Source organism: Iodobacter sp. (assembly GCF_025352645.1).
Classification (GTDB): domain Bacteria; phylum Pseudomonadota; class Gammaproteobacteria; order Burkholderiales; family Chitinibacteraceae; genus Iodobacter.
The window spans coordinates 1-24,935 of record NZ_JANXSO010000046.1; the positions used below are offsets into that span (position 1 = coordinate 1).

Genomic DNA, 24,935 nt, shown 5'->3' on the forward strand with positions numbered 1-24,935 from the left:
TGCAAAAATAATACCTCAGGCCGCACTGGCGTGTTTTTACGTAAAATGGTGAGAGTTAAAAATGGCAAGACACACAACTACCTATTCTGGCAGGCTCAGACTCCAACAGGAACCAAGCCATTTCAAAGCAAAAGCTTTACCATACTGAAATATGGTAATGACCTCGCGTATAGCATGGCTGTTGCTGCCCGAGAAGGTTTTGAAAGCGCACTTAAATAAAGCAGTATCAATTACAAAAGAATTTAAATTTATGCCAAACAATGAAAAACCTATCAAAATAACCCCTGATGACACGATGGATGTATTTACTAATTCAGATGGGGTTTTGGTTTTTTCTTCTAAAGATTCAATCGGCATAGATTTAACGAGCATTAAATCTGTTGGCATTGAAAATATTGTTGATATTGATAAGCACGAAATTACGCCGCTATTTGACTCGGTGTCTCATTACATCAAATTCCGAGGAAAAGGCGAGGTGCAGTTTTCTTACAATCTAAGTGGCATGCTACTCGAGCTTGCCACTACAGACGTTCAAATTGTTATCAGACACAATGAAAACATTATTTTTAGACGAATGCCTGATTAGAATCTCAAGCGCTTTATTTCACAGTTTTCAAATACTGCTGAATAGCTTTAATTTCTGCCGCGTTCGACGCTGAACCATTCGTCTCGGCGTCCTTTGTGCAAGCGCCTCCTAGTGGCATTCCAATGATCTACAACGCTGGGTGGTCGCCTCAAACAGCTCGCCCGGCGGGGGAATTTACGCCGCAGTAGATATCGAAGTCGCCCGAAATGACCTGCCAAGATCGGAAATTGTCAAACCAGTTGTCGCCTCAATCGTTTAATTTTATGCCGTTCTTTGCTCCGTTTTTTTCCTTACAACCACCGTTTCAATTTCCGATGACTTTCCGACTGAATACATACAGAAATACGCAAGGTAAAATTACTGGGCTTGCACTATTGCGGGCAACAAAACATGATTATAGTTATATGTATTTCGTTTAATATTCTATATGGACCTATAAAAAGCGGCTACGCTACATGCATACCTTTTGATCAGTCAGGGGCAAACCATGCAGGCGTATATTGTTGGAGCAGACCACCTAGGGCATATCCCCAAATTGCTCGCCCACTACGGCATTACCATAGGCGAGCATATTACCGGCAGAAACCCATCGCATCAGCGCAAACCAAGCTGTTTAAAAGATATGGATATCATGATTTTATTTACCGATTTTTTAGGCCATAACGTCATGAAAAACTACCGTGCCGCGGCTGCCGCGCACCGCATGCATATCGTTACCTGCCGCAGATCACAAACTGCGCTGCAACAATCCCTACAAAGCTGCCCAGCCTTTAGCCAGATCAGTAGATAATGCAAAACGCCCTCAAAACGGAGGGCGTTGGTGTTTATTCTAGATCGGCATAGCTTTGAATCACCCTTGAGACTAGGCCGTATTCAATGGCTTCCTCTGGGCTCATCCAGTAATCACGATCGATATCGTGCAATACTTTTGCTTGGCTTTGCCCCGTTTCTCTGGAAATGACCGCCGCAATGCGCTCTCTCATACGGATGATTTCTTTAACTTGGATTTCCACATCAGAAGCCGAGCCGCCCATGCCACCGCTAGGCTGATGAATCAGAAAACGCGTGTTTTCTAAGCAAACGCGGCGCTCTTTTGGCACCGCCAAGAAAATATGCGCTCCCGCACTCGCTACCCAGCCGCTACCAATCATATTCACTGGGGCACGAATAAATTTGATGATGTCATGAATCACATCGCCAGATTCTACATGGCCGCCAGGGGATGAGATCAGCACATTAATTGGCTTGACTGATTCAGTTGCCAGCGCAATGAGACGCCTAGCGGTGTCTTTTGCCATGACATCGTTGATGGGGCCAATAATAAAAACAAAACGCGATTCAAAGGCTTTTTCTTCCAGAAAGGCATCTTGCGAGCCCCCTGTGGACGTGGTTTCTTCAGACATTGCATGCTCCCTAGGCGGTTAAACTTACAAACATCAACAGCAATCATAATGGAATACGCGCAGATTGCCATCTTTATTACATTATGCAGCCCAGAACTTCCTTACTAAATGCCTGAGCATTGACCCTAAGCAATACCCTTTAAGCTCACTTCGCCTACTCTGTTGAATACTTCGTAAGGATAAACAGAAAAAAAATGAGCTTTAACTCACTCAAGCTCGCTGGGCGAGAATTACTCCCCATTGTGCAAGGCGGTATGGGTGTCGGAATTTCGGCACATAAATTAGTGGGTGCAGTGGCCAAAGAAAATGCCGTTGGCACCATTGCCAGCGTGGATTTACGCCAACATCACCCGGATTTGCTAGCCCAAACGCACCGCTGCCTAGATGCAGATTTAATCGATAAAGTGAACCTAACCGCGCTAGACCGTGAGGTTCGCGCGGCAAAAGAGATCGCCAATGGCTGCGGCCTGATTGCCGTCAATGTAATGAAAGCCGTGCGCGATCATGTGGCATTGGTTAAGCAAGCTTGCGAAAGCGGCGCAGATGCCATTGTTATGGGGGCAGGCCTGCCGATTGATTTACCAGAAATGATCGCCGATTTTCCCAAAGTAGCCCTGATCCCTATTTTGTCTGACGCGCGGGGTATTGCCATTATTTTAAAAAAATGGCTAAAGAAAGGCCGAAATGCCGATGCGATTGTAATAGAGCACCCCGGCCACGCAGGTGGGCATTTAGGCGCTGCACGCATCAGCGAAGTGCATGATCCACGCTTTGATTTTGCCAAAGTGTTAGCCGATTGCTACGCCCTATTTGAAGAGCTGGGATTAGGGCGCGACGCCCCCAAGCTGATCGTGGCAGGCGGCATTGATAGTCATGAAAAAGTAAGCCATTGGCTAAATAATGGCGCAGATGCCGTGCAGTTGGGCACGCCTTTTGCGGTTTGTGAAGAAGGCGACGCGCATATCAATTTTAAACACACCTTGATTCATGCCAAGGCCGATGACTTGGCCGAGTTTGTAAGCGTGGCTGGCCTACCCGCCCGTGCCGTTGCCACGCCGTGGCTAAAACAATATCTGCGCCGCGAAAGCCATCTGCAAGCCCTCGCCAAGGCCGACCCACGCCGCTGCACTCAGCGCATGGATTGCCTAAGCCATTGCGGCTTGCGGGATGGTTTAAGCAAAGTCGGCCAGTTCTGTATCGATTTAAAACTGGCCTCGGCCATGCATGGCGACGTGGATAAAGGGCTGTTTTTTAGAGGTAACGGCGGTCTTCCTTTTGGCGAAGCTATCCGTCCGGTGCGTGAGCTGATTGATTATTTGATGAATGGCAGAATGCAGGCGGTTTAGGTTTATGCGAGCAAAACCCAAATCTTGAACCACAGAGGACACGGAGTTACGCGGAAAAAACCAAGGGAAATAATCTGTTTTGTTTGTATTTTTTGTAGATATCTACTTTTTTAGAGCCTTAGGGTGGATTAGGCCGCCAATATACTCAATAGAAGCACAGCATCATCCAAGCCATAAGCCATAAGCCATAAGCCACCGCCGCGTCACGGTGGCTTATGGCCCCTTCTTAATATGCAGAAAACGCAGCCTACTCCCTCAACAACCTCAAACCATTTAATACCACTAACAAACTCACCCCCATATCGGCAAATACCGCCATCCATAAGGTGCCGTGGCCTGCCAATGTGAGCGCTAGAAACAGCGCTTTCACCAGCAGCGCCAGTGTAATGTTTTGCACCAAGATACGATGCGTGGCTTGCGATAGGCGGATAAATTCTGGGATTTTGCGTAAATCATCATCCATCAGCGCTACATCGGCGGTTTCGATGGCGGTGTCTGTACCTGCCGCGCCCATAGCAAAGCCAATATCAGCCCGCGCCAATGCAGGCGCATCGTTAATCCCATCGCCCACCATGCCACTAGCTGAAGGCAAGCCCTCAACGATGCGCAGCTTATCTTCCGGCAAGAGGTTGCCGTGCGCCTGAGTGATGCCTAGCTGCTTTGCCATCGCCGCTACGGTGTGTGCATTGTCCCCCGATAAAATCACCGGTTCTACGCCCAGCTTCTTTAGCTGAGCGATCGCCTCTAGGCTATTTGGCCTAAGCGTATCCGCCACGGCAAACAGCGCCAGCACCTTATCTGCCGCCAGTACCACCACCGATTTTCCTTGCACTTCCAGCGCTTCTAATTGCAGCTCTAGCGCTGGCGAGCAAAGGCCTAGCTCTTCGATTAAACGGTGATTGCCCATATGGTAGAGCGTGCCATTAATCTGGCCGCTCAGCCCTCGCCCTAACAGCGCTTTAACGTCGCTGACTTCAGCGTAATCGCTGATCTTTGCAGCAATGGCTTTAGAAACAGGGTGATCCGAACGCGCCCCAAGGCTAGCGGCGATGTGCTGGGCCTCGGCGGTGCTTATATCTGCCAGCGCAATCACATCGGTTTGCACTGGTTTACCAAAGGTTAACGTGCCGGTTTTATCTAACGCCAAGCTTTTTAATTTGCGCCCTTCTTCTAGATGAGTGCCGCCCTTAATTAAAATGCCCAGCCGCGCCGCACGGGCAAGGCCGCTAACGATGGTGACTGGCGTCGAGATCACCAGCGCACAGGGGCAGGCAATCACCAGCATGGCTAAGGCTCGGTAAATCCACTCCAGCCATGCGTCTCCCATCAAGAGCGGCGGCGCAATCGCCACGGCCAGCGCCAGCGCACAAACTGCGGGGGTATAAATCTTGGAGAAGCGATCAACAAAACGCTGCGTTGGCGCACGCACGCCCTGCGCCGCCTCTACCGCATGGATAATCCGCGCCAGCATGGTGTTGCCAGCCGCAGCCGTTACCCGATATTCAAACGAGCCGGTTTCATTGATGGTGCTGGCAAACACTGTATCGCCCACTGTTTTTTCTACCGGCAGACTTTCACCGGTAATCGCAGCCTGATTAATAAACGAGTTGCCAGAAATCAGCTCGCCATCCAGCGCTATCCGCTCACCTGGCTTCACCCGCAGCACGCTGCCTAATGGAATATCTGCGGCGGGCACATCCAACCAACTGCCGTCAGGTTGGCGTACCGTAGCTTGCTCTGGGCTGAGCTGCAGCAAACCACTGATGGCATTGCGGGCGCGCCCTAGCGATTTGGCCTCAATCAGCTCGGCAAGGGTAAATAGCACCATCACCATTGCCGCTTCCGGCCACTGCCCAATCAGCAACGCCCCACTCACCGCAATACTCATCAAGGCATTGATATTTAAATCGCCATTGGCAATGGCAATCCAACCCTTTTTATAGGTGCTCAGCCCGCAGACCAGCACCGCCGCAATCGCCAGCATCGCCGTTAGCCAAACCGGCATTGCCAACCAATCGCAAGCCTCTGCCCCCACAGCAAATATTCCGGCCAGCGCCAGCGGCCACCAAGGTTTTGCCAGCTCCACCGTTGGCACCTTGCTGCCATCATCCAGCTTGGGCGTAAAGCCCAGCTCGGCAATCGCCTGCAAAATCGCGGGCAAGGCCGCTTGGCTATGCGATACCGTGAGCACCCGTTGCAGCAAGTTAAACTGCAAGCCCTTGACATCGCTCATCCCGCCCAGCTTTTTACGGATCAGCCCTTCCTCGGTGGGGCAATCCATTTGCAGGATATAAATTCTACTCAGCACGCCATCTGCCTGCGACAAAGGCGGTGGCGGCGTACCAATGGCTCGGTAACGAGGCTTGGCGGCAGATGAATGATTGCAACAGCTAGACATGATGCGTACTCCTGATAGGCTTTAGAGCATTACACAGCCTGAAGTCACTATAGGGTCAAGTTTAATTTTACAAAATGGCGACTGCGGTTTATTTATGAGCGGTTTTGTTAAATACGCACATCACGGATTCACTTTTTTTCTGGCATCATAAACATACACTTAAAAAAAATAATCCATTACAATGGATGTTAATTATCTTAATAATTACTGTAATGGATGATTATGGCCAGAACACCCACCACTCCCCTTGACCCACTACAGCGCGATGCATTGATCTCCCTTGGCCAACGTTTACGTATCTGCCGAGCCAGCCGGAGCGATTCAATTGAGCGTATGGCCGAGCGGATGCAGTGCTCCATCACCACCTATATGGCACTAGAAAAAGGCCTGCCTACCGTTCAGATTGGTTTTTTAGTCAAGGCGCTGGCCATTCTGGGCTCGCTAGACAGCTTGCAGCAGGTCGCCCCCATTTCGGCGGATGTGCTTAATAAAATAGCCAGCGGCACAAAGCGGGTGCGCGGGCAGAATGCAACGACGCCGGATGAGAAGGAAATTGACTTCTGATGGAAAACTTAAAGCAGTTCATGTTGGGGCTCTTTCAGCCCAATGCCACAATGGCCACCCCAGCTGCGCTGGTAAAGCTGGAGCGAAACGGCCAGATGGAATACGGCACGCTAAGCTATGGCCGCCGCTATTTGCAAACACACGCCCTAAGGCTCCACCCTGATCCTGATATTGCAAAGCCCATTAGCGATTTGCTTCCCCTTAGCTTACGTGATGACGGTGCACTCCCCCCTTATGTGCTCGATTCCTTGCCTGATACTTGGGGCAGGTTGGTGGTTGCTACCGCCAACCCCGGCGTAGCGATGGACAATATAGAGCTGCTTAAACGCACCAATGCTAATCGGGTTGGTGCCGTAGTTGTAATGCATGATCAGCCTGAAACCCAAGCCACCATGTCGCTTGCCGAGTTATTTGAAGGCGCCATGAATATTCAGTACGCCATCGATGTGCCGGCAGATATTCGTAGGCTACTCACCTTGGGCGGATCATTGGGTGGCGCACGCCCCAAGGCGAGTCTAATGCACAACGGTGCATTATGGCTGGCCAAGTTTGCCATGCGTGAGGATACGTTCGACTGCCAGCGAGTTGAGGCTGCAACACTCAGCCTAGCAAAAAAGTGTGGCTTAAGGTGTAGTGAGTTTGAAACGCAAACAGTCCATCGTTCAACCGCCCTACTTGTAAAACGCTTCGACCGGCAGCAAACAGCGGATGGCGAATGCCGAATCCATTTTCTTTCTGGCTCAGGCCTACTCAACCTGCCTTTTAAATCAGGCATGGGGAGTTATGTTGAGTTAGCCAAGGCTTTAACACGCTTTGGTAGCGCTCCCGCTCAGGATTGTCAGGAGTTATTTCGCCGCATGCTATTCAATATCCTGATCGACAATACCGATGACCACCTTAAAAATCATGGCTTCTTACATGATGACAAGGGCAAATATCGTCTGGCACCGCTTTATGATGTACTCCCCCAAGCAACAGGCCATGGCTATATGGGTCTTGCCCTTGTGGGCAATAATGATGCGCCATCTATTGCAGATTTACAGGCGAATGCCCATGCCTTTCATTTACGCCCACCGGAAGTGATCCCTATATTTGAGGCACTACTGAGGCAAATCCAAACACAATGGCAAAGCACCATGCTTGAAGAAGACGTAGAGCCAAGAGATCTCGCCCGCTTAGCCAGAACCCTTGCTCCCTTACACCAACGCTGGCAAGCAAGACTGCGCGATGCTGACGCAGTAAACTGAGACCACCACGCCCCAATAAAGAGTATGCATCATGAAGATCGGCGAACTTGCCCTAGCGGCCCAGTGCACAGTAGAAACCATTCGGTATTACGAGAAAGAATCCTTATTGCCGGAGCCTGCCCGCACCAGCGGCAATTATCGTGATTACAGTGATCTGCATTTAGAGCGCCTAAGCTTTATCCGTAATTGCCGAGCGCTGGATATGACGCACCAAGAGATTAAGGCGCTGCTGGCACTGATGGATAGCGGCGACGACAATTGCGCATCGGTTAACACCCTGCTTGACGCACATATTGAGCACGTTAGCGTGCGCATTGCGGAGCTGCTTAAGCTGGAGCTGCAGCTTAAAACACTTAGGCAGCAATGCCAAAGCGAGCAATCGGTACAAGAGTGCGGCATTGTGCAAGGTTTAAATAATATGGAAGTCAGCAATGCCCCAGAAAGGCATACTCATTTAGGCTAGCAGCCTGTTGGACTTAGGCGGTCGAAAGCGAGAAATCGCATAAACGAGGGCAGATTTTGCCGGATTTGCAGGGCAATAACGCGTTATTGCTCAAAAACCCGGTGAAATATGAACCGCTTAGGTGATTTTGCCGCCGACTGATGCTAAGTCCGACAGACTGCTAGAGCCGCTATCGGCAAGCATGATGCTTTTTTTACTAGCTAAGTTCACTTTTTTAGTAGCAAGTTGCAAGCGCTCATTGCACGTTTGATGTAATAGCCCGTACGTTTCGTAAGCTCGTTATTTACACACAGGCCATCCATGTCCCCTTTTTTTAGAAAGCTATCTCTTTACATCGTTGCCCGCCCGCGCCTTGCGGCCAAGCTGATGAAATTTGGCTTTAACTGGTTCCCAGCGATTCGCCGCACCGGCTGTAAAGTCACTGAAGTATCGCCCGATGTGCGCTATATCCGCGTAACGCTGCCGCTAAATTGGAAAACCCGCAATATCAACGGCACAATTTTTGGCGGCAGCATGTTTGCCGCAACCGACCCTTTTTATATGAGCATGCTGTATTTCAATCTGGGCGATGAGTATGTGGTGTGGGATAAAGGTGGCACCATCCGCTTTAAGCGCCCTGGCCGTGGAGTGCTGCTGGCCGAGTTCAGAATTGACGAGGCCGAGCTGCAAGAAATCCGTGATCTGCTCGCCCTTACTCCAGAAATAGACCGCATTTATCCGGTACAACTGATCGACCAAAAAGGCTATGTCTGCGCCGAAGTAGAGCGTGTGCTGTATATCGCCCACAAAAGCGCTTACGACAATAAAATGGCCGAACGACGAGCCAAAAGGGATGGGCTTGCCGCCGCTGCAGTAGAAGGCTAAACATGCGGGATGCTTGCTAATGTCGGCGCATCACTTAGGGCGCTGCTGTTGAGTTATAAATCTGGCGGCTTGCAGCCCTTTGCGACAACTAAAGTTACATAGAACCTTAGAGTGTATGAAATAGCGCTAAACCTTGAATCACAGAAGAATGAGCGCACAGAGGACACAGGCTCGAATCGGAGCTTTATTTCCTCAGTGAAACTCTGTGGGTCTCTGTGTTCTTTGTGATTCAAGATTTAACCGACTAATTTATATAACTATTTTTTTCTTGGCTCATATAGACGTGCACCCGCTATACGAAGAATGAATTTAAGCCATGACCAGCAAAGCCCACCCCGCCAGCATGGTCCCCACAAAAGCAATGCCATAGCAAAGCAATCTTGCCAAGGGGCCAGCATGGATGCCTACATCGTGCAGGCTATGAAAAATGCGGTGCACTGCGTGCCATAAAAACAGCGCAATAATGGCAAACAAAAAGACTTTGCCAATTAAGTGCGGAGCAAAGCCTTGCATGTTGGCGTAAGAAAACACTTCAGCAGGCAAGATGCCGAGCGGCACGGCAAAGCTGGTGATAAACACCAGCATGGCACCAATCAACGCAGACAACATGCCGCCCGCACCAAATAGTAGCCAAAAGATGGGCTCATTAGTTCGTTTTAAATCAGCTTTCATCACAGCCCCCTAGCTAAAAAGCAGACCACAGCCAGCAGTAAGCCACTGGCTAATACGGCGGCAACAATGCCTGTCGCTGTGATGACTGCCGCCCCTAGCCGCTGACCAGAAATAATCACGGGGGGCAAAGTGCGCGGCATGATTTTGAACCAAGTGTAGCCGTGGTAAAGCATCATCAGCAGAATGGCGAAGTTAATCAGCAGCATAATCGCACTGCCGCTAAACACCAGATAAGCATTCCATGCGGCCTCGCCACTGACCAAGCACAGCACACCAGCCAGTAGCTCTAGCGCATAGGCTAAAACAAAAAACGCCGTGCCCTCGTGCACCATATATTCAATAAAGAAAGGATCGCGACGCCACCAGCCAGCCATGGGGCGGATGTAGGGTTTTCTGGCGCTCATTTGCAGCCCTTCGTGTTCGTTGGCAAGAAGCGAAAGAAAAAGTCCTTCGCGCTGGCCATTTTGTTGATATTAACCGCATTGGCTGGGTCCACCATCTTTGGGCAAACCTCAGAGCAGTAGCCAACGGCGGTGCAGTTAAACACCCCTACTTCAGAGTTAATCAACGCTTTGCGCTCCTCTGCGCCGCCATCTCTGGAATCCAAGTTATAACGCTGCAACAGCGCGATCGCACCAGGGCCAATAAAGTCAGGATTTAAGCCCACTTGCGGGCAGGCGGCGTAGCACAACATGCAGTTGATACAGCCTGCAAATTGCGAATAGACATCCATTTCGGCGGGCGTTTGCAGATATTCGCCTTGCTCTAGTGCGCGGGCGTCTTTGGGGATGAGATAGGGTTTTACGCTTTCTAGCTTTTCGATAAAGCTGTCCATCACTACCACCAAATCGCGCTCGATGGGGAAATGCGCCAGCGCCTCAATTCTTACGCCATTTGAATAATCCCGCAGAAAAGTTTTACAAGCGAGCTGAGGCTTGCCATCCACCATCATGCCGCAACTGCCGCAAATAGCTTGCCGGCAAGACCAGCGAAAACTCAGTGTGCCGTCCAGCTCGTCTTTGATGTAGTTCAGCGCGGCCAATAGCGATAAATCGTCCGTGTAAGGAACGGTATAGTCTTGCCAAACAGGCTGCTGATCTTGTTCGGGGCGGTAGCGCAGCACCGATACTTTAATGCTTGCCTCACTCATGCTTTGTTCTCCTGCAATTCGGCCGCTTCACCTGCTGCGCCATAGGCCCGCACTCTGGGTGGGGAGCGGGTGATTTTTACGTCGCCGTAAGTCAGCTTAGGGGCTGCGCTGCCCTGATAATGCGCCAGCGAATGCTTAAGGAAATTCACATCGTCGCGTTCTTCAAAACCATCCAAGCGTTGGTGCGCGCCGCGTGATTCACGGCGGTTCAGCGCCGAATGGGCAATGGCTTGGGCTACATCTAGCTGGTAGCCAAGCTCAATCGCTAGCAGCCACTCGCTATTCCAAACGGTAGATTTATCTTCGATATTGATGTGTTGAAAGCGGGTTTTTAGCTCGGCTAGTTTGTCGCAAGTGGCTTGCATGCTGTCGTGCAGGCGATAAATGCCGCAGCCTTCTTCCATGGTCATCGCCATTTCGCGGCGAATATCGGCAACGCGCTCACTGCCAGTTTGTGCTTTAAGCTGCTGCGCGGGCATAGCGGCGGCCTCGGCCAGCTTGAGTAAAGCCACGCTATCATGCGGCGGGGCCGAGTGGGCAAAACGCGTGGCCGATTCGCCCGCCACTTTGCCAAATACCGATAATTCGGCCAAAGAGTTAGACCCCAAGCGATTCGCCCCGTGTATCCCTACGCTGGAGCATTCACCGGCAGCAAATAGCCCCGCCAGTGGCGCTGCGCAATGAATATCCACCACAATGCCGCCCATGGTGTAATGCACCGCAGGGCGCACTGGGATGGGCTCGGTGACTGGATCCACGCCCATAAATTCACGCGCCAGCTCGCAGATTTGCGGCAGGCGTTCGTGCAGCACTTTGGCACCTAAATGGCGTAAATCTAGGTGCACCACCGCGCCATAGCGGCCTTCAATGGTGCGATTTTTTTGCATCTCGTGCCAAAAAGCCTGCGATAAACGATCGCGCGGCCCCAGCTCCATGGCTTTATTACGTGGCTTATCGCTACAAGGGCCTAAGCCGTAATCCTGCAGATAACGGTAGCCATCTTTATTCAGCAGAAAACCGCCTTCACCTCGGCAGGCTTCAGTAAATAGTAAGCCGGTGCCGGGCATGCAGGTAGGATGGTATTGCACAAATTCCATATCGCGCAGCGGCACGCCGTGGCGATAAGCCACCGCCATGCCATCACCAGTCACAATGCCGCCATTGGTGTTTTCGCGAAATACCCGCCCCGCGCCACCGGTCGCCATGACTACCGCGCCAGCTTCAATCAAAATAAATTCGCCGCTGGCAATTTCGATCGCCAACACACCCTGTACGCGGCCATCGGCCACAATGAGGTCCAGCATGAAGTATTCGTCAAAGCGACGAATCGAAGGGTATTTGATTGAGATTTGAAACAGCGTGTGCAACATATGAAAGCCGGTTTTATCGGCTGCAAACCAAGTGCGCTCAATCTTCATGCCGCCAAAGGGGCGCACATTGATATGGCCGTCTTCCTTACGGCTCCACGGGCAGCCCCAATGTTCTAGCTGCACCATCTCACGCGTACATTCGCCGACAAAATAATTGACTACATCCTGCTCGCACAGCCAATCGCCGCCAGACACCGTGTCATTAAAGTGATGCTCAAGGCTATCGTGCGCCTGCACCACCCCCGCCGCCCCCCCCTCTGCCGCTACCGTGTGGCTACGCATAGGGTAAACCTTAGAAAGCAAGGCTACCGTTTGCGTTGGATCAGCCTCTGCCGCAGCAATCGCCGCCCGCAAACCCGCCCCGCCCGCACCTACAATCACCACATCCGCTTTATATACCCGCATACCACTCCTGCTTACGCCTCAGCGAATAAAACCTGAAGCTACACAATGTAGGGCGATTTAGCAGAGTACCGCTTGATCCTGATCACATAGCGGGCGCTTAGGTAAGCGTAAGTATTAAATATCTTACGTCAAACATAAATACTCCCGCTTGACTAAGAAGAGAGCTAAAGACTAAGGCGTAGAAAACGGGCACACGTTATCTAGATAGTAGAGCCCACGCAGATCTACATCCGCAACACCGCAATCACTTGCTGCACCCGCTGCGCTATCGTTCCAGTGAGCAGGGTGTACGCTACGCCGCGCTTTATCAGCTGCTGCTCATGCCATAGGTGCTGGCGTTGGCGAAAGGCATCCCCTTGGCGTGTGCCGTCTTGCACAAAAGCAAAATCAGGGGCGAGTAAGAAGGTGAAGGAATAGGTGCGCTGGGCCAGTTGTAATAGCTGCGGGTCTACCTTAGCAAACATCGCTTGGCTATAAAAAAGTGTACTTAAGGGCGTGGTATCGCAAAATAAATACTGCCGAGCTTGCGTTTGCAACTGCTGCTCGCGTTGGATTTGAGTTTGAGCAATCACCAATAAATCAGCGTATTCAAGCTGGCCATCTTTTGCCTGCCACAGCTCGCGGCCATATTCGGCGGCGTAGAGCGTGGCAAACTCATCGGCCAGCCGCTTGGCTAAGGTGCTTTTGCCGCTGGATTCACCCCCCAGCAAAGCAATGCATTGTACATCTGGCAGCATAAAATCCTGATAAACCCGCGCCGAAAGCCATTGCTTTGCCTGCTGTGGATTATTGCGAATTTGCGTGGCACTAATGGGAAACTGCTGGCGATCGGGATCAAAAGCAATGTGCTGCACAGGATGAGTAGCCGTTGATAAATAGGCGGCAAAGCCTGGGCCATAGCTTTCACTACTAAAGACACAGTCTGGCCTAAAGCCAAGGCGCAGCAGTACTTGCCGCACAAATTCTCGCTGTACATTATCTGATGCAAAATCATCCGGCAGCTGCAGCTCGGGCCAGCTTGCCAAGCGAGCAGCATCCAGCACACACACTTGTGCCCAAGGAAAAGCAGCCTTTAGCCATTGCCGCCGCAAAGTGCTATGACTCAATGCCTGGCTGGTATAACTAAGCAGCAAAAGCTGATCACAATGCTGCCTAGCAAAGTGAATCAGCGCCTCATGGCCTAAATGCAAGGGGGCAAATTTGCCGACAATTAATCCATATCGCAGCATCAGGAACGCACGTTGACGCATTGCAGCTCGCGCCGCCAGCAATACAGGCCATACAGCACATTGCACCAGTAAAGCAGATAAAAAATCGCCGTAAGCGTTAGGCCACGGGATAAATACAGCGGAATTGAAATGCTATTGACCACCAGCCAGCAAGGCCAGTTTTCTATTCTGCGCTGCACCAGTAAGAGCTGCGCCAGCACGCTAAATGTCAGCACCAGAGAATCAATATAGGGGGCGTAGGCATTGGTAAAATAATGCAGAAGCGTACCGTAAGCCAGTGCCACGAGCAGTGCCAAGGCTACACGTAAGGCAATAAACTGGGGCTTGGATCGCCGCACCGGCAAGGCGCTGCCTGCATGGCCGCGCAGCCATTGCCACCAACCTAGCAAACTGGTCACAATAAAAAACAGCTGCAAAGTGACATCGGCATAGAGTTGGCTACTAAAAAATAGCCAAGCAAATAAGCCGCAGCCCAGTAAACCCACCCACCACGTATGCGGGCTGTTTCTGGCGGCAAGCCAGACTGAAATGGCAAAGCTAATGTTGGCGACAAGTTCAAGAGGGGTAGTAGCAAACATGGTGGCCTTAGATTACTTTGCTAATGTTACGCAGTAAGATCAAAAAATACGCAGCCAACTAAAAACACAAACTGCACGAGCAGATGCCGCATGACCCTTACTTTTTGATTGATTTGGATGATTAGTATCAAGTCGTTATTAAGTAACTCATCTACGCATTATGCTAAAAAAGCAGAGAGAGATTCTCCCTGTTTGATCCATTTTTTTCGTGGATAAATAGTCTTTGTGTATAACGTCAGTTACTTTATTGAAACCGGCTCTAAAATATCCGAAGTGTATTGAATAACTTTGTCCTTGAAAATTGTCCCCTCAGATATTTGGATGGCCCATTCGCCTAAGATTTGCTGCAATACCTGCCTGATTGCATCTGGCGCGGCGGTTCCAGCGTAGCGCATTTCTAAAGCACCATTGGCGGCCTGGTGCAGGGTAAATTGCGCCAAGGCAAAGGGCTGCATGGCTTGGCTAATATCCACATTATTAACCCAGCGCCCATCAAAACTTTTAAAACGCACCGGTGGCCGTCCACTTAGGCCAATCAATACTGGCAAGCCATCCCGTATTTGCAATGAGGCATAATCGCCGGTGCGATAGCGATGCAGTGGCAGCCACGGGTTAAAACCGCCCGTTAGCGTGATTTCGCCCCGCTCCCCCTGCACCACTTCCCGCCCCGTGGCATCCAAAATCTCTAGCCAAAGCCAAGGTTGCAATAGCACATGGCCGCCACGGGCCGCGTCGTAAACCGCAATCGGTCCTGCCTCATTCATCGAGTAAATATCCAACACTGGGCAATGAAAACGCGCTTCTAACTGTTGGCGAACCCCCGCTAACATCTGCATTGAGGTGGATAAAATAGCCCTTGGGCAATGCCGCAAAGGCAGTGCCGCCAAAGCCATTAGCGAGATAGGGTCTCCCGTAATTAGCTCTGGGGCCAAATCATCCAAATAAGGTACGGGGTCGAGCGGATCTCGCCACTCGTTGGGGTTGAGGTTGATTTTAATTAGCCCCGCCTCGTTTTGCAGTGGGTTAAGCGATACATAGCTAAAACAGCGCTGCTGCGCCCCAATCAAAGCCACGCCCAGCTGCCCGCTGGCCGCATCAGGAAATACATTAAACAAGGCTAAGGCGCGCCGATGAAATGCCTGATAGCGTGCGGCCACCAAGGGGTGCGAAGGCACTATTAAAGGGTGGCCGCTGCTGCCACTGGTGCTGAACGCAATCAGCTCATCCAGCGGTAAGCCATTAGGAACAAATTGAGTCACATCTCGGCTTAAATCTGCACGGCAAGTGGTGGGTAGCTGCAAAAAATCCAGTGCATCGTTCCCCAAAAAATACGGCACATCGCGGCGGCACATGGCTAAAAAATCAGTAAGCCAAGCAGGCTGCGTCTTAAGATTGGATGAAATCAAATGGGGCAATGGGGCCATTAAGGCCTGTTGGATATACGCACTGACGGCAGCTTGATGGGCGCGACTCAAGCGGTGCCCACTTTGATTACGGTAGTACGGGGCGTGGGGATGACAGATTAATCGCTTAAGTAACGCTAAGCCCGTGGCGGATATATCGGGAAAATAATCAAGATGAATGCCTTGCTCAATAGCTGCGGACACGGTTATTCACGCATCCATTTGTCTGCCGCATTTTGTGCTTCTTCCCGCGCTAGGGCAGCGCGGATTTTCTCTGCGCGCTGCGCGGGTGTTTGTTGGCGGATTTCTTCAGCTCGGGCCAGAATATCGGCCTCTTCTTTTGTGAGGTCTTCGCTGACTCTTTGTTCTGGCGTTAGTGCGGCCCGACGCGCTACTTCAGCAACGCTAATATCCCATTCGCGCTGCTCTGCTGCGCTCATCACCACTTCCGCACTATTTTCCACCGTGGTAGGCGAAGCATCAGGGCGGCCGCGCATAATCCAGCCAAGGTTCATAACGGTAATGAGCAATAGTAAAAACATCATCAGCCACAGAGCGAATAGCCAAAAGCTCCCTGCGGCATAACGCTCATAACTCGCGATAGATGATCCTAGGAGTAGACCAAACCCCGAAACTAAAGCCGGCATTTGCCCTTGTGCTTTCTCGCGCCCAAAGCCCCAAAGTAGCAATAAATAAGCTAAGGCGCTGTTTAAGCATAAATCAATCAGGCTATGGCTTGGCAGCTCGGCGTAGTGGGTACTTAGGCCCAATAATCCAAGGCCAAGAATAAGTTGTATTAGCCACATAGGGCACCTAGTAGTCTGACGAAACATTTAAAATAGCTGACACTAGTATATAGGACGGCCCAATTACGCTCGCAAATCAATCACCAGCGTTACCGTGAGAACGCTTTTGCTGCAAGTTTTTAAGCAAAACAACGCCGCTACCCAATGCAGGATAAGCGGCGCTTTTGCATTAAACGGGGCATGCTGCCCGCTTTAATTACTTCAGCGGATGTGAAGCCAATGGATTGCCACCCAATGCATTAGAAATATCGGCAATCGCTTTTTGCGCGCGCACGCTATTACCTGCGCCATCCAAAGGCGGCGAGATCACCGCAATGCCAAACTTGCCTGGGGAAACAGCGATAATGCCACCACCCACACCACTTTTTGCCGGTAGGCCGGTTCTATATAGCCACTTGCCAGAGTCGTCATACAGGCCGGCGGTCGCCATTACGGCCAAGATTTCTGGCACGTTTTCGGTTTTAACGACTTGCTTGCCAGTCAGTGGATTCTTGCCGCCATTGGCCAGTGTGCCCGCCATCATGGCCAAATCTTTGGCATTAACGCCAACAGAGCACTGGCGCGTATAGATGTCAGTCGCACGATCCGGGTTAGATTTGATCTTTCCGTAAGCGTACATTAAGCGACCAATGGCTTGGTTGCGCTGATTGCTTTCGGCTTCTGATTGGTAAACATCGTTGAGTACTTTAAGCGGGCGGCCTGCGAAATCGCTATAAAACCCAGAAATTTTGCCCCAAATTTCATCGTAAGTTTCACCCTTCACCATGCTGGTTGCAGCAATGGCACCAGGATTAACCATGGCATTCATTTCTGCGCCTTTATTTTGCTCAATAGCAACAATAGAGTTAAACGCTTGGCCCGTGGCATCTACACCTTGATTATTAAGAATAGAGTCTGCACCCGATTCTTCAATAACCTTTGCCATAGTAAATACTTTAGAAATCGATTGAATCGAAACTTCCGTTGTTACATCGCCCTTGGTATAAACCTTGCCATCTGCCGTGACTAAAACAATGCCATATATTTTGGAATCGACTTTAGCTAAAGCAGGGATATAGTCAGCATTTTTGCCTTCTTGCAAACCTTTGTAATTATCATAAGCGGCATTGAGTGCCGCCTCGATATCGGATTGCTTAAATAAATCTTTCGCCTGGGCTGCGCCACTGAGCGCCAGCGTCAGTGTTACGGCTAAAATGCTGCTGCGTTTTTTCATCGTAAAACTCCTTATTTACATTTCTTTGAAGTGAAACTTGCAGTGGCGAATATACCAAAAAGTTTACTAGAAAAAGCCGCATTAAGTCTCTTGTATAACTTTTAATAAAAAGGCATGAAAATATGTTTTTGTACTAAAAAAACATACCAAACGAATAAAAATACCAACAAGTGATAAAAAAATTCGTACTAATACCACTACCAACAAAACAGCAAATGATAAGAAATAGCAAAAATTAACGGTGTTTAAACCACACCAAACAGACACACTTGAGGCTACACATGAAAGCTTTCAATAATCATTGCGCGTCCTTTTTGTATTATTACAAAAGCCATGCAACTAGCTTTGCCAATGTTTTATATAAATGATATCGTCATCACAATACTTTTATTTAAAGCCAAAAATATGCGTAAATTTAGCTGGAAATCACGCCTAGGCTCCGTCAGCATTTTGCTACTTTTGATCCTAATTATTAACCCATAAATAAGAGCGTTCTTGCTATTAGCTGAATTACTTGGCGCCGAAGTCTTGCTTATTTTTATCTATGGGCAATTACGTTTTTACGGACTTTATTCTTTGCCCTACCTAAGCAAAGCCGCTGCAGGCGCATGTTTGTATATAGGCAAAGCTATTGGGCTATTTTTTTGGCTTTACGAGGTATTATTTCGCCGCCAATATATGCACACCATGCCTTATATCGTAATGGATAAAATAATATCAATTAGAAATCTCACCAAGAAATTCAACTCTTGCGAACAAAACCAAGCACTTTAAGAATAAATATGCTCCATCACATTTCATTTGGCATCAGCAATATTCAGCGCTCGGCTTTCTTTTACGATGCAGTGCTCGCAACGCTTGGCTATACACGCGTCTGGGAGGATCTTGAGGGCGACGATGCAGCCATAGGTTATGGCATTACAGGCGGGGGCGATCAGTTTACTATTAAATTACGCAGCCCTAGTTACGCCCCTAGCGCTGGGTTTCATTTGGCTTTTGCTGCCCCAAACAGGGCAGCTGTGGATGCTTTTTATCAAGCGGCGCTTGCCCATGGCGGGCAAGATCATGGTGCGGCAGGGCTGCGCCCTGATTACGGCCCGCATTATTACGCCGCCTTTGTGCTAGACCCTGATGGTTATCACATTGAAGCGGTCATTACCCAAGCAAAATAAACCGCTACAGCGAGGCAAACACACGCATTACTCCGCATCTAAGGTCATCACCGGCCGAAGCGTGGCGCGGATTGTGGCGATATCTGGGATAGCCTTGGCCTGCCAGCGAATCACACGTATCCCTGCCGCAGTCAGTGCGCGATCTTTTTTAGCATCGGCAATGATGCGATCTTGGCGCTGATGCGTAGCGTCATCCAGCTCGATCACCGCCACAATACTGGAATCTTTATTGCACAGCACAAAATCAGCGCTCATGCGGTTAATACGGTTGAGCCAAGCGCGATAGTTATGGCCTTTTTTTACACCTAGCAAGCAAGAGAGCTGCACCTGTGCCAGCACCATGTGCTCGGGCATGGCTTGCAGTAGGCGAAAATACAGCACTTGCTCTGGGCTTGAGAGCGGATTCTTGGCATAAAATGGCCAAGCCCCCTCTTCTTCAGCACCTTTGGCTTTAGCCTTTAACAATGACAAAACCATCAGCACGGCAAAGATCAGTAATAAAAGTAGAATAAATTTCATAAAATCCCCAATAAGACCAGCGATAAATTAGCAGTGCATTGTAAGACAACATTAAGCAAAATCGTTCAAATCAAATGCCATACAATAAAAAAGAGCGCTTTAAGCGCTCTTTTTTAAAACTTAATAACGATGGGTTTAACTACGTCGCCAAGTCGTGCCCTGCGCGTTGTCTTCTAGCACAATCCCTGCTGCGATGAGCTCATCCCGAATACGATCTGATTCAGCAAAGTTTTTAGCACCACGTGCCGTTTTACGAGCGACGATCAGCGCTTCAATCGCCTCGGCACGGTATTCGTCTTGGCCAATACCTGCTTGCAAGTAAGCCGTGGCATCACGTTGCAACAAGCCCAAGACCGCGCCCAGCGCTTTAAGCTGGCCCGCCAAGGCGGCAGACTGCTGTTTGTTTACCTCTAAAGCTAGCTCGAACAATACGGCAACGGCTTCTACCGTATTAAAGTCATCATTCATCGCGGCTTTAAAGCGCACTGCATAGCCGCTACTCCAATCGATTTCGGCATCTTCAGCGGGCACGTTTTTGAGCGTGGTGTACAAACGATTGAGAGCGCCTTTTGCGTCATCCAAATGGGCATCACTGTAATTAAGCTGACTGCGGTAATGGGCACGTAAGATAAAGAAGCGCACCACTTCAGGATCGTATTTTTCCAGCACTTCGCGGATGGTGAAGAAATTGCCGAGGCTTTTCGACATTTTTTCGTTATCCACCCGAATAAAACCGTTATGCATCCAATAGTTCACATAAGCATGGCCATGTGCGCCTTCGGATTGGGCGATTTCGTTTTCGTGGTGCGGGAACTGCAAATCTGCGCCGCCGCCATGAATATCAAAATGGCTACCTAAATGATGGCAACTCATGGCCGAGCATTCGATATGCCAGCCCGGACGGCCCTCGCCCCATGGGGATGCCCATTTGGCATCTTGTGGCTCATCGGCTTTAGCGGCTTTCCACAGCACAAAATCTAGTGGATCTTGCTTGTTGACATCTACATCCACACGCTCGCCAGCGCGTAAATCGTCGAGCGATTTGCCGGATAATTTGCCGTAGCCTTCGAATTTACGCACCGCAAAATACACATCGCCATTGGGGGCGGGATACGCTAAGCCTTTAGCAATCAGGCTAGCGATAAGATCGTGCATGCCTTGCACGTGCTCGGTCGCGCGGGGCTCGTGGTCTGGACGAATCACGCCCAGCGCATCAAAATCTGCATTCATGGCCGCAATAAAACGGCCCGTTAGCGCATTGATAGCTTCACCGTTCTCTAGCGCACGTTTAATGATTTTGTCATCGATATCGGTAATATTACGCACATAATTCAGTGCATAGCCCGAAGTGCGTAGCCAGCGTGCCACCATATCAAACACCACCACCATGCGGGCGTGCCCCAGATGACAGTAGTCGTAGACGGTCATGCCGCAGACATACATATTCACCTTGCCATCGAGGATGGGCTGAAAGAGCTGTTTTTCGCGTGCCAGAGTGTTGTAGACGTTTAACATGGAAGCGGTTTCGTTTGCGTAAAAGGGCGATTCTACCAAAGCTGCCCCCGCTCTGCTGCATAAGCCTTTGCTTTATGCAGACTAGGCGCACATATTCACTCAAAACCAGCAAGAATTATTGACAATGTCATGCTTAAATATTATAAGAATCTTTCTCAATAAAACAGTAAGGACAGGTAAATGCGTAAGACTGCCGCCGTAATATTCTTATTTAGTGCGTTTTTAAGCGCTTGTGCCAGCACCAGAACACCAGATAATCAGCTTGCCGATTACGAAGAAAAAGAATACGTCACCGGTAGCAATATTCCACGCAAAGATCGCACCTCATCCGGCCTAGTAAAAACTTACGATAAAGAACTACTACAAGAATTACAAAATCGCCCTTTAATTTCCCCAAATACGAATTAGCAATAAAGATTAAGCCGTGCCTTTTTTCGTCCACGAAAAATACTAAATACACGAAAAAAATCAAACAAATGTGCTTGGTTCCTTTTGGATGGATGGTTTGGTTTTCATCAAGACCTCGATGCGCGGTACCGTCATCCGTAATTGGTTTTGTTGCTTATTACTTAAATCAATCGTGATGTTGGTAGCCGTGCTGCATTTTTCGTGATTTTTGTGGACTACATCTTTTTTGATGTCACTACGTCATATTGAAGAGTAAACAAATACAGCTGGCCTTATTCCAAATAGCGCCGCCCACCATAGCCGCTAATCCCCATCATCAAACGCACTACCGCATGGCAGAGCCAGGGAATAACGCGGTAAACCCAGCGATCGCGTTCCACCATGCTTTTTTTAATTTGCCGAGCGTCTTCAAGCAAGGCGCGGCGCAAATCGGCCCGCAGCTCCGCCGCAAAGGCCCTTTCGCGCACAAAGATATTTGCCTCGCGCGCGAGCAGAAGGCTTAGTGGATCTAAATTACTAGAGCCTACCGTCGACCAGATGCCATCAATCGTCGCAACTTTGGCGTGCATAAAGCCTTTTTCATACTCGTAGATTTCTATCCCAGCATTTAAAAATTGCTGATAAAACCCCAGGCTGGCGTAATGCAGTAAGCGATGCTCCACCCTGCCTTGCACCAATAGCACCACACTGACCCCACGTTTGGCGGCTTGAATTAAAGCGCGGCGAAAGCGATAGCCCGGCAAAAAATAAGCATTGGCAATAATGATCTCATGCCTAGCCCGCGTAATTGCTTGAAGGTATTCACGTTCAATATCACCACGATGGCGCAGATTATCCCGATACAAAAACTGCCCACGGGCACGCCCTAGTATCATGGGTGATGGCTTGAGCCGGCTTCTTTTTGCCCAATCGGGGTGCAATTGCACCCATGCGGTATGCCGCCATAAATGATCTACCGATTCGTGTAGCTGCATCACCAAAGGCCCAATCATTCGCACGGCATAATCGTAGCGCGGTGCCCAGCCCGTTTGATTGGGCTCGATATCCGAAAGAATGTTAATCCCCCCAATAAAGGCGACTGAGGCATCAATCACGGCTAATTTTCGATGCAAGCGGCGTAAACGCTGCCTATCGAACGATATGGCTTTAACCTCTGGCCTAAAGAACAAAAGCCGCACGCCGGACTGCGTTAATTGCTTTTGCCATGTCGCCGCTAAATGCCCAGCGCCAAAGCCATCTAGCTGTAAATTAACCCTGACACCACGCTGTGCCGCGGCCATCAAAGCCTGCATCACCGCAATACCTACCTCATCGGCTTCGAACAAATAGCTTTCTAAAAATACCTCATGCTTGGCGATTGAGATCGCGTCAATCAGCGCGGGAAAATAATCGGCACCATTAAAAAGCAATTTGAAACGATTCCCCGCCACATACATAAGTTAGCCTCATATTTTTTAAGAATATCCACCCAGTTGCCCCAAGCTTGCTTGCTGAGTAGGCGTTAATTGTGACTAGGGACTAAAATACCTTCTTCGGTTCTGTGCAGTACCGTATATAGCGGCACATGATCCGATAAATTAGACCACGGCATTCCGCCCAATACATTGGCCGCTTGCACGGTAAAGCCGCGCAAGTAGATTCTATCTAGCGATAACATGGGCAATTGCGCCGGAAAGCTCTTGGCCGATACGCCGTGCAAGGCATTAAAAGCTTCGATTAAGCCCAGCTCACGGGCAAATTGCATCGTGGCCTCACCGCGCCAATCGTTAAAATCGCCTGCCAAGACCAAAGGTGCATCGTGCGGCACATCATTTAACACGCGCTCAATCAACATCTTTACCTGCTTACGCCTATCCATTGCGCGCAAGTTAAGGTGCACACACAGTGCATGCAAGGGCTGAGGCCAGCCTGGCACGGCTAATTCACAGTGCAAGACCCCACGTTGCTCAAATCGATGCAGGGTTAAATCATGATTGTGCCAACGCACAATAGGAAAGCGCGAAAGTAAAGCATTGCCGTGATGGCCTAGCTTGTAGCGTGCATTTAAGCCATAAGCAGTGTGGAAATCCCCCGCCAAAAACTCATGCTGCGGGCTACTTGGCCAAGTGGCAAAGCGCTGGCCACGCTGGCTATGCGCGCCTTGCACCTCTTGTAAAAAAATCAAATCAGGCGCAAGCGCCTGTAAGGCTTCGCGTACATCATGCACTACCAATCGCTGATTAAAAAGCGATAATCCCTTGTGAATGTTGTAAGTTGCAACCTTTATAGAAATATTATTAATCAATGCGTTACCGTTCAAATAGAGGAACCAAAATACATCAAAAACATTCGATATTGGAGCAATTAATCAAAGCCTTATGTCCGCATTTCGGATGATTTTTACTCTTTTTTTATTAATTACTCAGTGATTCTACGGATTTACTGCCCGATGTGTCGGACTGTATTCACGTTTTGTGGTGCAAGCTTGCGTAATGCCAAGCAACACAAAACGACCAGTGAACTTGCCCTAAGCGCACAGTCATTCGCTTATTCGCCCGCACGTATTTATAGACCCCCACCTTTCACGATCAAAGTCATGTACGCCACTAGTCCCGCTCGTTAGTTTGAATCGCCGCCATTTGGTTTTTGCCCAATTGTATGCGCGCGGTAGAAACCAATAAACCACACAATTACAAAATTCAAACGCGATAATTTCACACTTAGACAGAAAGTAGCTACACTGGCATTTTAAAATTTAATAATTAAAGGAGGTTAAAGAAGTAAACACTATATTTTGGAATTTACCGCTTAATGCAAACGGCACGAATATAAAACGCAGGGGGCACCAATTCGCTGCAGATGCATAAGCTTGGCGATAATCAGGTTTAATTTCTAATTAAATAGAGAAAAAAAATGGAAAAATATGTAGACAGCGTGCATGCATTAGCACGATCAAACAGTATTCCAGGCAATGCAGATTTAAACGCCCAATCGACTGATGATATGGAAATTCCTGAAGATGGAGAAATCCCTCAGGAAATGTTAGATCTTGTTGACGCCGGTTATCTTATTATTGACCAAGATAGAAATGTTTCGATTACACAAAAATACAGAGACCACGTACTAACCAGCCCTCCTACTGATTCTTTGGGGAAGGAAAAAACGGTTACTTTTGTTGGCGAAAACACGATCGTGTTTTCAGAAAGCGTTGCTTCACAGGCGGCTGGCAACGAAAATAAAATTACTTGGCATTGGTGGGGGCATCAACTTTACCTCAGTGCTGCCTCTGTTAATCTTCTAAATAGCTTCATAAATAATAGCAATGTTGGGATGATGAGCGATTTTATCGGCAATTTCATTCCAAATATTTTAGCTTATCCTATCGCTTTATATATTTTGTACCATCAGGTTGCTTTTAATACGGCAAATAACAATAGAAAGGGAGTCATACTTAAGTACATCTGGGGAATTCCTGCAGGTTTTAGATCGCAATAATTGGTAAATGAGCCTGTAAATCTTTCTGTGTAAATGCCTTTGGAATTACTGGTGGCCGTTCAGCCGGTCACCAAATTCTATAACGAAACGATTCAGCGCCATCCGCCAGTTTTGAATCGGCATCGTCCATTTCTTTGAAGCCTGTTCGAT

Annotated in this window: 27 protein-coding genes; 12 read left to right on the plus strand and 15 right to left on the minus strand. The window is 49.3% G+C overall.

Annotated features, from left to right (window positions below; all coding sequences use genetic code 11):
- The 3 genes from Q0R17_RS06285 to Q0R17_RS06295 form a co-directional block, all read left to right on the plus strand.
- On the plus strand, positions 1-219 hold a 219-nt coding region (locus Q0R17_RS06285; protein ID WP_293933082.1), incomplete at its 5' end, for a hypothetical protein.
- Entirely contained in the window at positions 200-586 is a 387-nt protein-coding gene (locus tag Q0R17_RS06290; protein WP_293933084.1) for a hypothetical protein, read from the plus strand. The genes Q0R17_RS06285 and Q0R17_RS06290, both read left to right, overlap by 20 nt.
- 487 nt (positions 587-1,073) lie before the next feature.
- A complete protein-coding gene (locus tag Q0R17_RS06295) occupies positions 1,074-1,376 on the plus strand; it encodes a DUF2325 domain-containing protein (RefSeq protein ID WP_293933086.1) in 303 nt (100 codons plus the stop codon).
- A gap of 34 nt (positions 1,377-1,410) precedes the next feature.
- Here the strand turns inward: Q0R17_RS06295 and Q0R17_RS06300 are convergent, their stop codons facing one another.
- Entirely contained in the window at positions 1,411-1,989 is a 579-nt protein-coding gene (locus tag Q0R17_RS06300; protein ID WP_293933088.1) for an ATP-dependent Clp protease proteolytic subunit, read from the minus strand.
- A gap of 194 nt (positions 1,990-2,183) precedes the next feature.
- On the opposite strand from Q0R17_RS06300, the gene Q0R17_RS06305 reads away from it, so the two are divergent.
- Positions 2,184-3,335, plus strand: coding sequence for a nitronate monooxygenase family protein (locus tag Q0R17_RS06305; protein WP_293933090.1), 1,152 nt, complete (start codon positions 2,184-2,186; stop codon positions 3,333-3,335).
- 247 nt (positions 3,336-3,582) lie between these two features.
- On the opposite strand, the gene Q0R17_RS06310 is transcribed toward Q0R17_RS06305, so the two are convergent.
- Positions 3,583-5,733 (minus strand): heavy metal translocating P-type ATPase, encoded by a 2,151-nt coding sequence (locus Q0R17_RS06310; protein WP_293933091.1) that lies wholly within the window; start codon positions 5,731-5,733, stop codon positions 3,583-3,585.
- A 222-nt stretch (positions 5,734-5,955) separates the two neighbouring features.
- Between Q0R17_RS06310 and Q0R17_RS06315 the strand changes: the two genes are divergently transcribed.
- The 4 genes from Q0R17_RS06315 (at position 5,956) to Q0R17_RS06330 (ending at position 8,871) form a co-directional block, all read left to right on the plus strand.
- On the plus strand, positions 5,956-6,297 hold the full coding sequence (locus tag Q0R17_RS06315) for a helix-turn-helix transcriptional regulator (RefSeq protein ID WP_293933092.1): 342 nt from the start codon (positions 5,956-5,958) through the stop codon (positions 6,295-6,297).
- Positions 6,297-7,544: a type II toxin-antitoxin system HipA family toxin gene (locus Q0R17_RS06320; RefSeq protein ID WP_293933094.1), complete on the plus strand. Its 1,248-nt coding sequence runs from the start codon at positions 6,297-6,299 to the stop codon at positions 7,542-7,544. Before Q0R17_RS06315 ends, Q0R17_RS06320 begins: the two co-directional genes overlap by 1 nt.
- A gap of 31 nt (positions 7,545-7,575) precedes the next feature.
- The gene (cadR, locus tag Q0R17_RS06325) at positions 7,576-8,007 is read left to right on the plus strand and encodes a Cd(II)/Pb(II)-responsive transcriptional regulator (RefSeq protein ID WP_293933096.1); all 432 of its coding nucleotides are present in this window, start codon (positions 7,576-7,578) and stop codon (positions 8,005-8,007) included.
- 300 nt (positions 8,008-8,307) lie between these two features.
- Positions 8,308-8,871, plus strand: a complete 564-nt coding sequence (locus Q0R17_RS06330) for a DUF4442 domain-containing protein (protein ID WP_293933098.1) — start codon at positions 8,308-8,310, stop codon at positions 8,869-8,871.
- A gap of 309 nt (positions 8,872-9,180) precedes the next feature.
- Here the strand turns inward: Q0R17_RS06330 and frdD are convergent, their stop codons facing one another.
- The 9 genes from frdD to glsA all read right to left on the minus strand — a co-directional run bounded on the left by frdD (position 9,181) and on the right by glsA (position 17,697).
- The gene (gene frdD, locus Q0R17_RS06335) at positions 9,181-9,543 is read right to left on the minus strand and encodes a fumarate reductase subunit FrdD (RefSeq protein WP_293933099.1); all 363 of its coding nucleotides are present in this window, start codon (positions 9,541-9,543) and stop codon (positions 9,181-9,183) included.
- Positions 9,543-9,947, minus strand: a complete 405-nt coding sequence (locus Q0R17_RS06340) for a fumarate reductase subunit C (RefSeq protein WP_293933101.1) — start codon at positions 9,945-9,947, stop codon at positions 9,543-9,545. The genes frdD and Q0R17_RS06340 overlap by 1 nt, the downstream gene beginning before the upstream one ends.
- On the minus strand, positions 9,944-10,693 hold the full coding sequence (locus Q0R17_RS06345) for a succinate dehydrogenase/fumarate reductase iron-sulfur subunit (RefSeq protein ID WP_293933103.1): 750 nt from the start codon (positions 10,691-10,693) through the stop codon (positions 9,944-9,946). The genes Q0R17_RS06340 and Q0R17_RS06345 overlap by 4 nt, the downstream gene beginning before the upstream one ends.
- Positions 10,690-12,468, minus strand: coding sequence for a fumarate reductase (quinol) flavoprotein subunit (frdA, locus tag Q0R17_RS06350; RefSeq protein ID WP_293933105.1), 1,779 nt, complete (start codon positions 12,466-12,468; stop codon positions 10,690-10,692). The genes Q0R17_RS06345 and frdA overlap by 4 nt, the downstream gene beginning before the upstream one ends.
- A gap of 224 nt (positions 12,469-12,692) precedes the next feature.
- Positions 12,693-13,718, minus strand: a complete 1,026-nt coding sequence (locus tag Q0R17_RS06355; protein ID WP_293933107.1) for an AAA family ATPase — start codon at positions 13,716-13,718, stop codon at positions 12,693-12,695.
- A complete protein-coding gene (pnuC, locus tag Q0R17_RS06360; protein WP_293933109.1) occupies positions 13,697-14,275 on the minus strand; it encodes a nicotinamide riboside transporter PnuC in 579 nt (192 codons plus the stop codon). Before pnuC ends, Q0R17_RS06355 begins: the two co-directional genes overlap by 22 nt.
- Positions 14,276-14,514: 239 nt before the next feature.
- Positions 14,515-15,882 (minus strand): hypothetical protein, encoded by a 1,368-nt coding sequence (locus Q0R17_RS06365; protein WP_293933111.1) that lies wholly within the window; start codon positions 15,880-15,882, stop codon positions 14,515-14,517.
- Positions 15,883-15,884: 2 nt separating this feature from the next.
- Positions 15,885-16,484 (minus strand): hypothetical protein, encoded by a 600-nt coding sequence (locus tag Q0R17_RS06370; RefSeq protein WP_293933113.1) that lies wholly within the window; start codon positions 16,482-16,484, stop codon positions 15,885-15,887.
- Positions 16,485-16,680: 196 nt separating this feature from the next.
- Positions 16,681-17,697 carry a glutaminase A gene (gene glsA / locus Q0R17_RS06375; RefSeq protein WP_293933115.1) on the minus strand — a complete coding sequence of 339 codons (1,017 nt, stop codon included), beginning with the start codon at positions 17,695-17,697 and terminating at the stop codon, positions 16,681-16,683.
- A gap of 495 nt (positions 17,698-18,192) precedes the next feature.
- On the opposite strand from glsA, the gene Q0R17_RS06380 reads away from it, so the two are divergent.
- Both Q0R17_RS06380 and Q0R17_RS06385 read left to right on the plus strand, forming a co-directional pair.
- Positions 18,193-18,471: a hypothetical protein gene (locus tag Q0R17_RS06380; RefSeq protein WP_293933117.1), complete on the plus strand. Its 279-nt coding sequence runs from the start codon at positions 18,193-18,195 to the stop codon at positions 18,469-18,471.
- An 8-nt stretch (positions 18,472-18,479) separates the two neighbouring features.
- On the plus strand, positions 18,480-18,869 hold the full coding sequence (locus Q0R17_RS06385; protein ID WP_293933119.1) for a VOC family protein: 390 nt from the start codon (positions 18,480-18,482) through the stop codon (positions 18,867-18,869).
- A gap of 27 nt (positions 18,870-18,896) precedes the next feature.
- On the opposite strand, the gene Q0R17_RS06390 is transcribed toward Q0R17_RS06385, so the two are convergent.
- Both Q0R17_RS06390 and cysS read right to left on the minus strand, forming a co-directional pair.
- Positions 18,897-19,388 (minus strand): DUF2726 domain-containing protein, encoded by a 492-nt coding sequence (locus tag Q0R17_RS06390; RefSeq protein ID WP_293933121.1) that lies wholly within the window; start codon positions 19,386-19,388, stop codon positions 18,897-18,899.
- A 135-nt stretch (positions 19,389-19,523) separates the two neighbouring features.
- Complete coding sequence (gene cysS / locus Q0R17_RS06395) at positions 19,524-20,903, minus strand: cysteine--tRNA ligase (RefSeq protein WP_293933123.1); 1,380 nt, start codon at positions 20,901-20,903, stop codon at positions 19,524-19,526.
- Positions 20,904-21,083: 180 nt separating this feature from the next.
- Between cysS and Q0R17_RS06400 the strand changes: the two genes are divergently transcribed.
- The gene (locus tag Q0R17_RS06400; RefSeq protein WP_293933125.1) at positions 21,084-21,311 is read left to right on the plus strand and encodes a hypothetical protein; all 228 of its coding nucleotides are present in this window, start codon (positions 21,084-21,086) and stop codon (positions 21,309-21,311) included.
- A 272-nt stretch (positions 21,312-21,583) separates the two neighbouring features.
- On the opposite strand, the gene clsB is transcribed toward Q0R17_RS06400, so the two are convergent.
- On the minus strand, positions 21,584-22,747 hold the full coding sequence (gene clsB / locus Q0R17_RS06405) for a cardiolipin synthase ClsB (protein ID WP_293933127.1): 1,164 nt from the start codon (positions 22,745-22,747) through the stop codon (positions 21,584-21,586).
- Positions 22,748-22,812: 65 nt separating this feature from the next.
- Positions 22,813-23,610, minus strand: a complete 798-nt coding sequence (locus tag Q0R17_RS06410; protein ID WP_308446352.1) for an endonuclease/exonuclease/phosphatase family protein — start codon at positions 23,608-23,610, stop codon at positions 22,813-22,815.
- Positions 23,611-24,203: 593 nt separating this feature from the next.
- Here Q0R17_RS06410 and Q0R17_RS06415 point away from each other — a divergent pair.
- Positions 24,204-24,785, plus strand: coding sequence for a hypothetical protein (locus Q0R17_RS06415; protein WP_293933129.1), 582 nt, complete (start codon positions 24,204-24,206; stop codon positions 24,783-24,785).
- Positions 24,786-24,935: the final 150 nt, after the last annotated feature.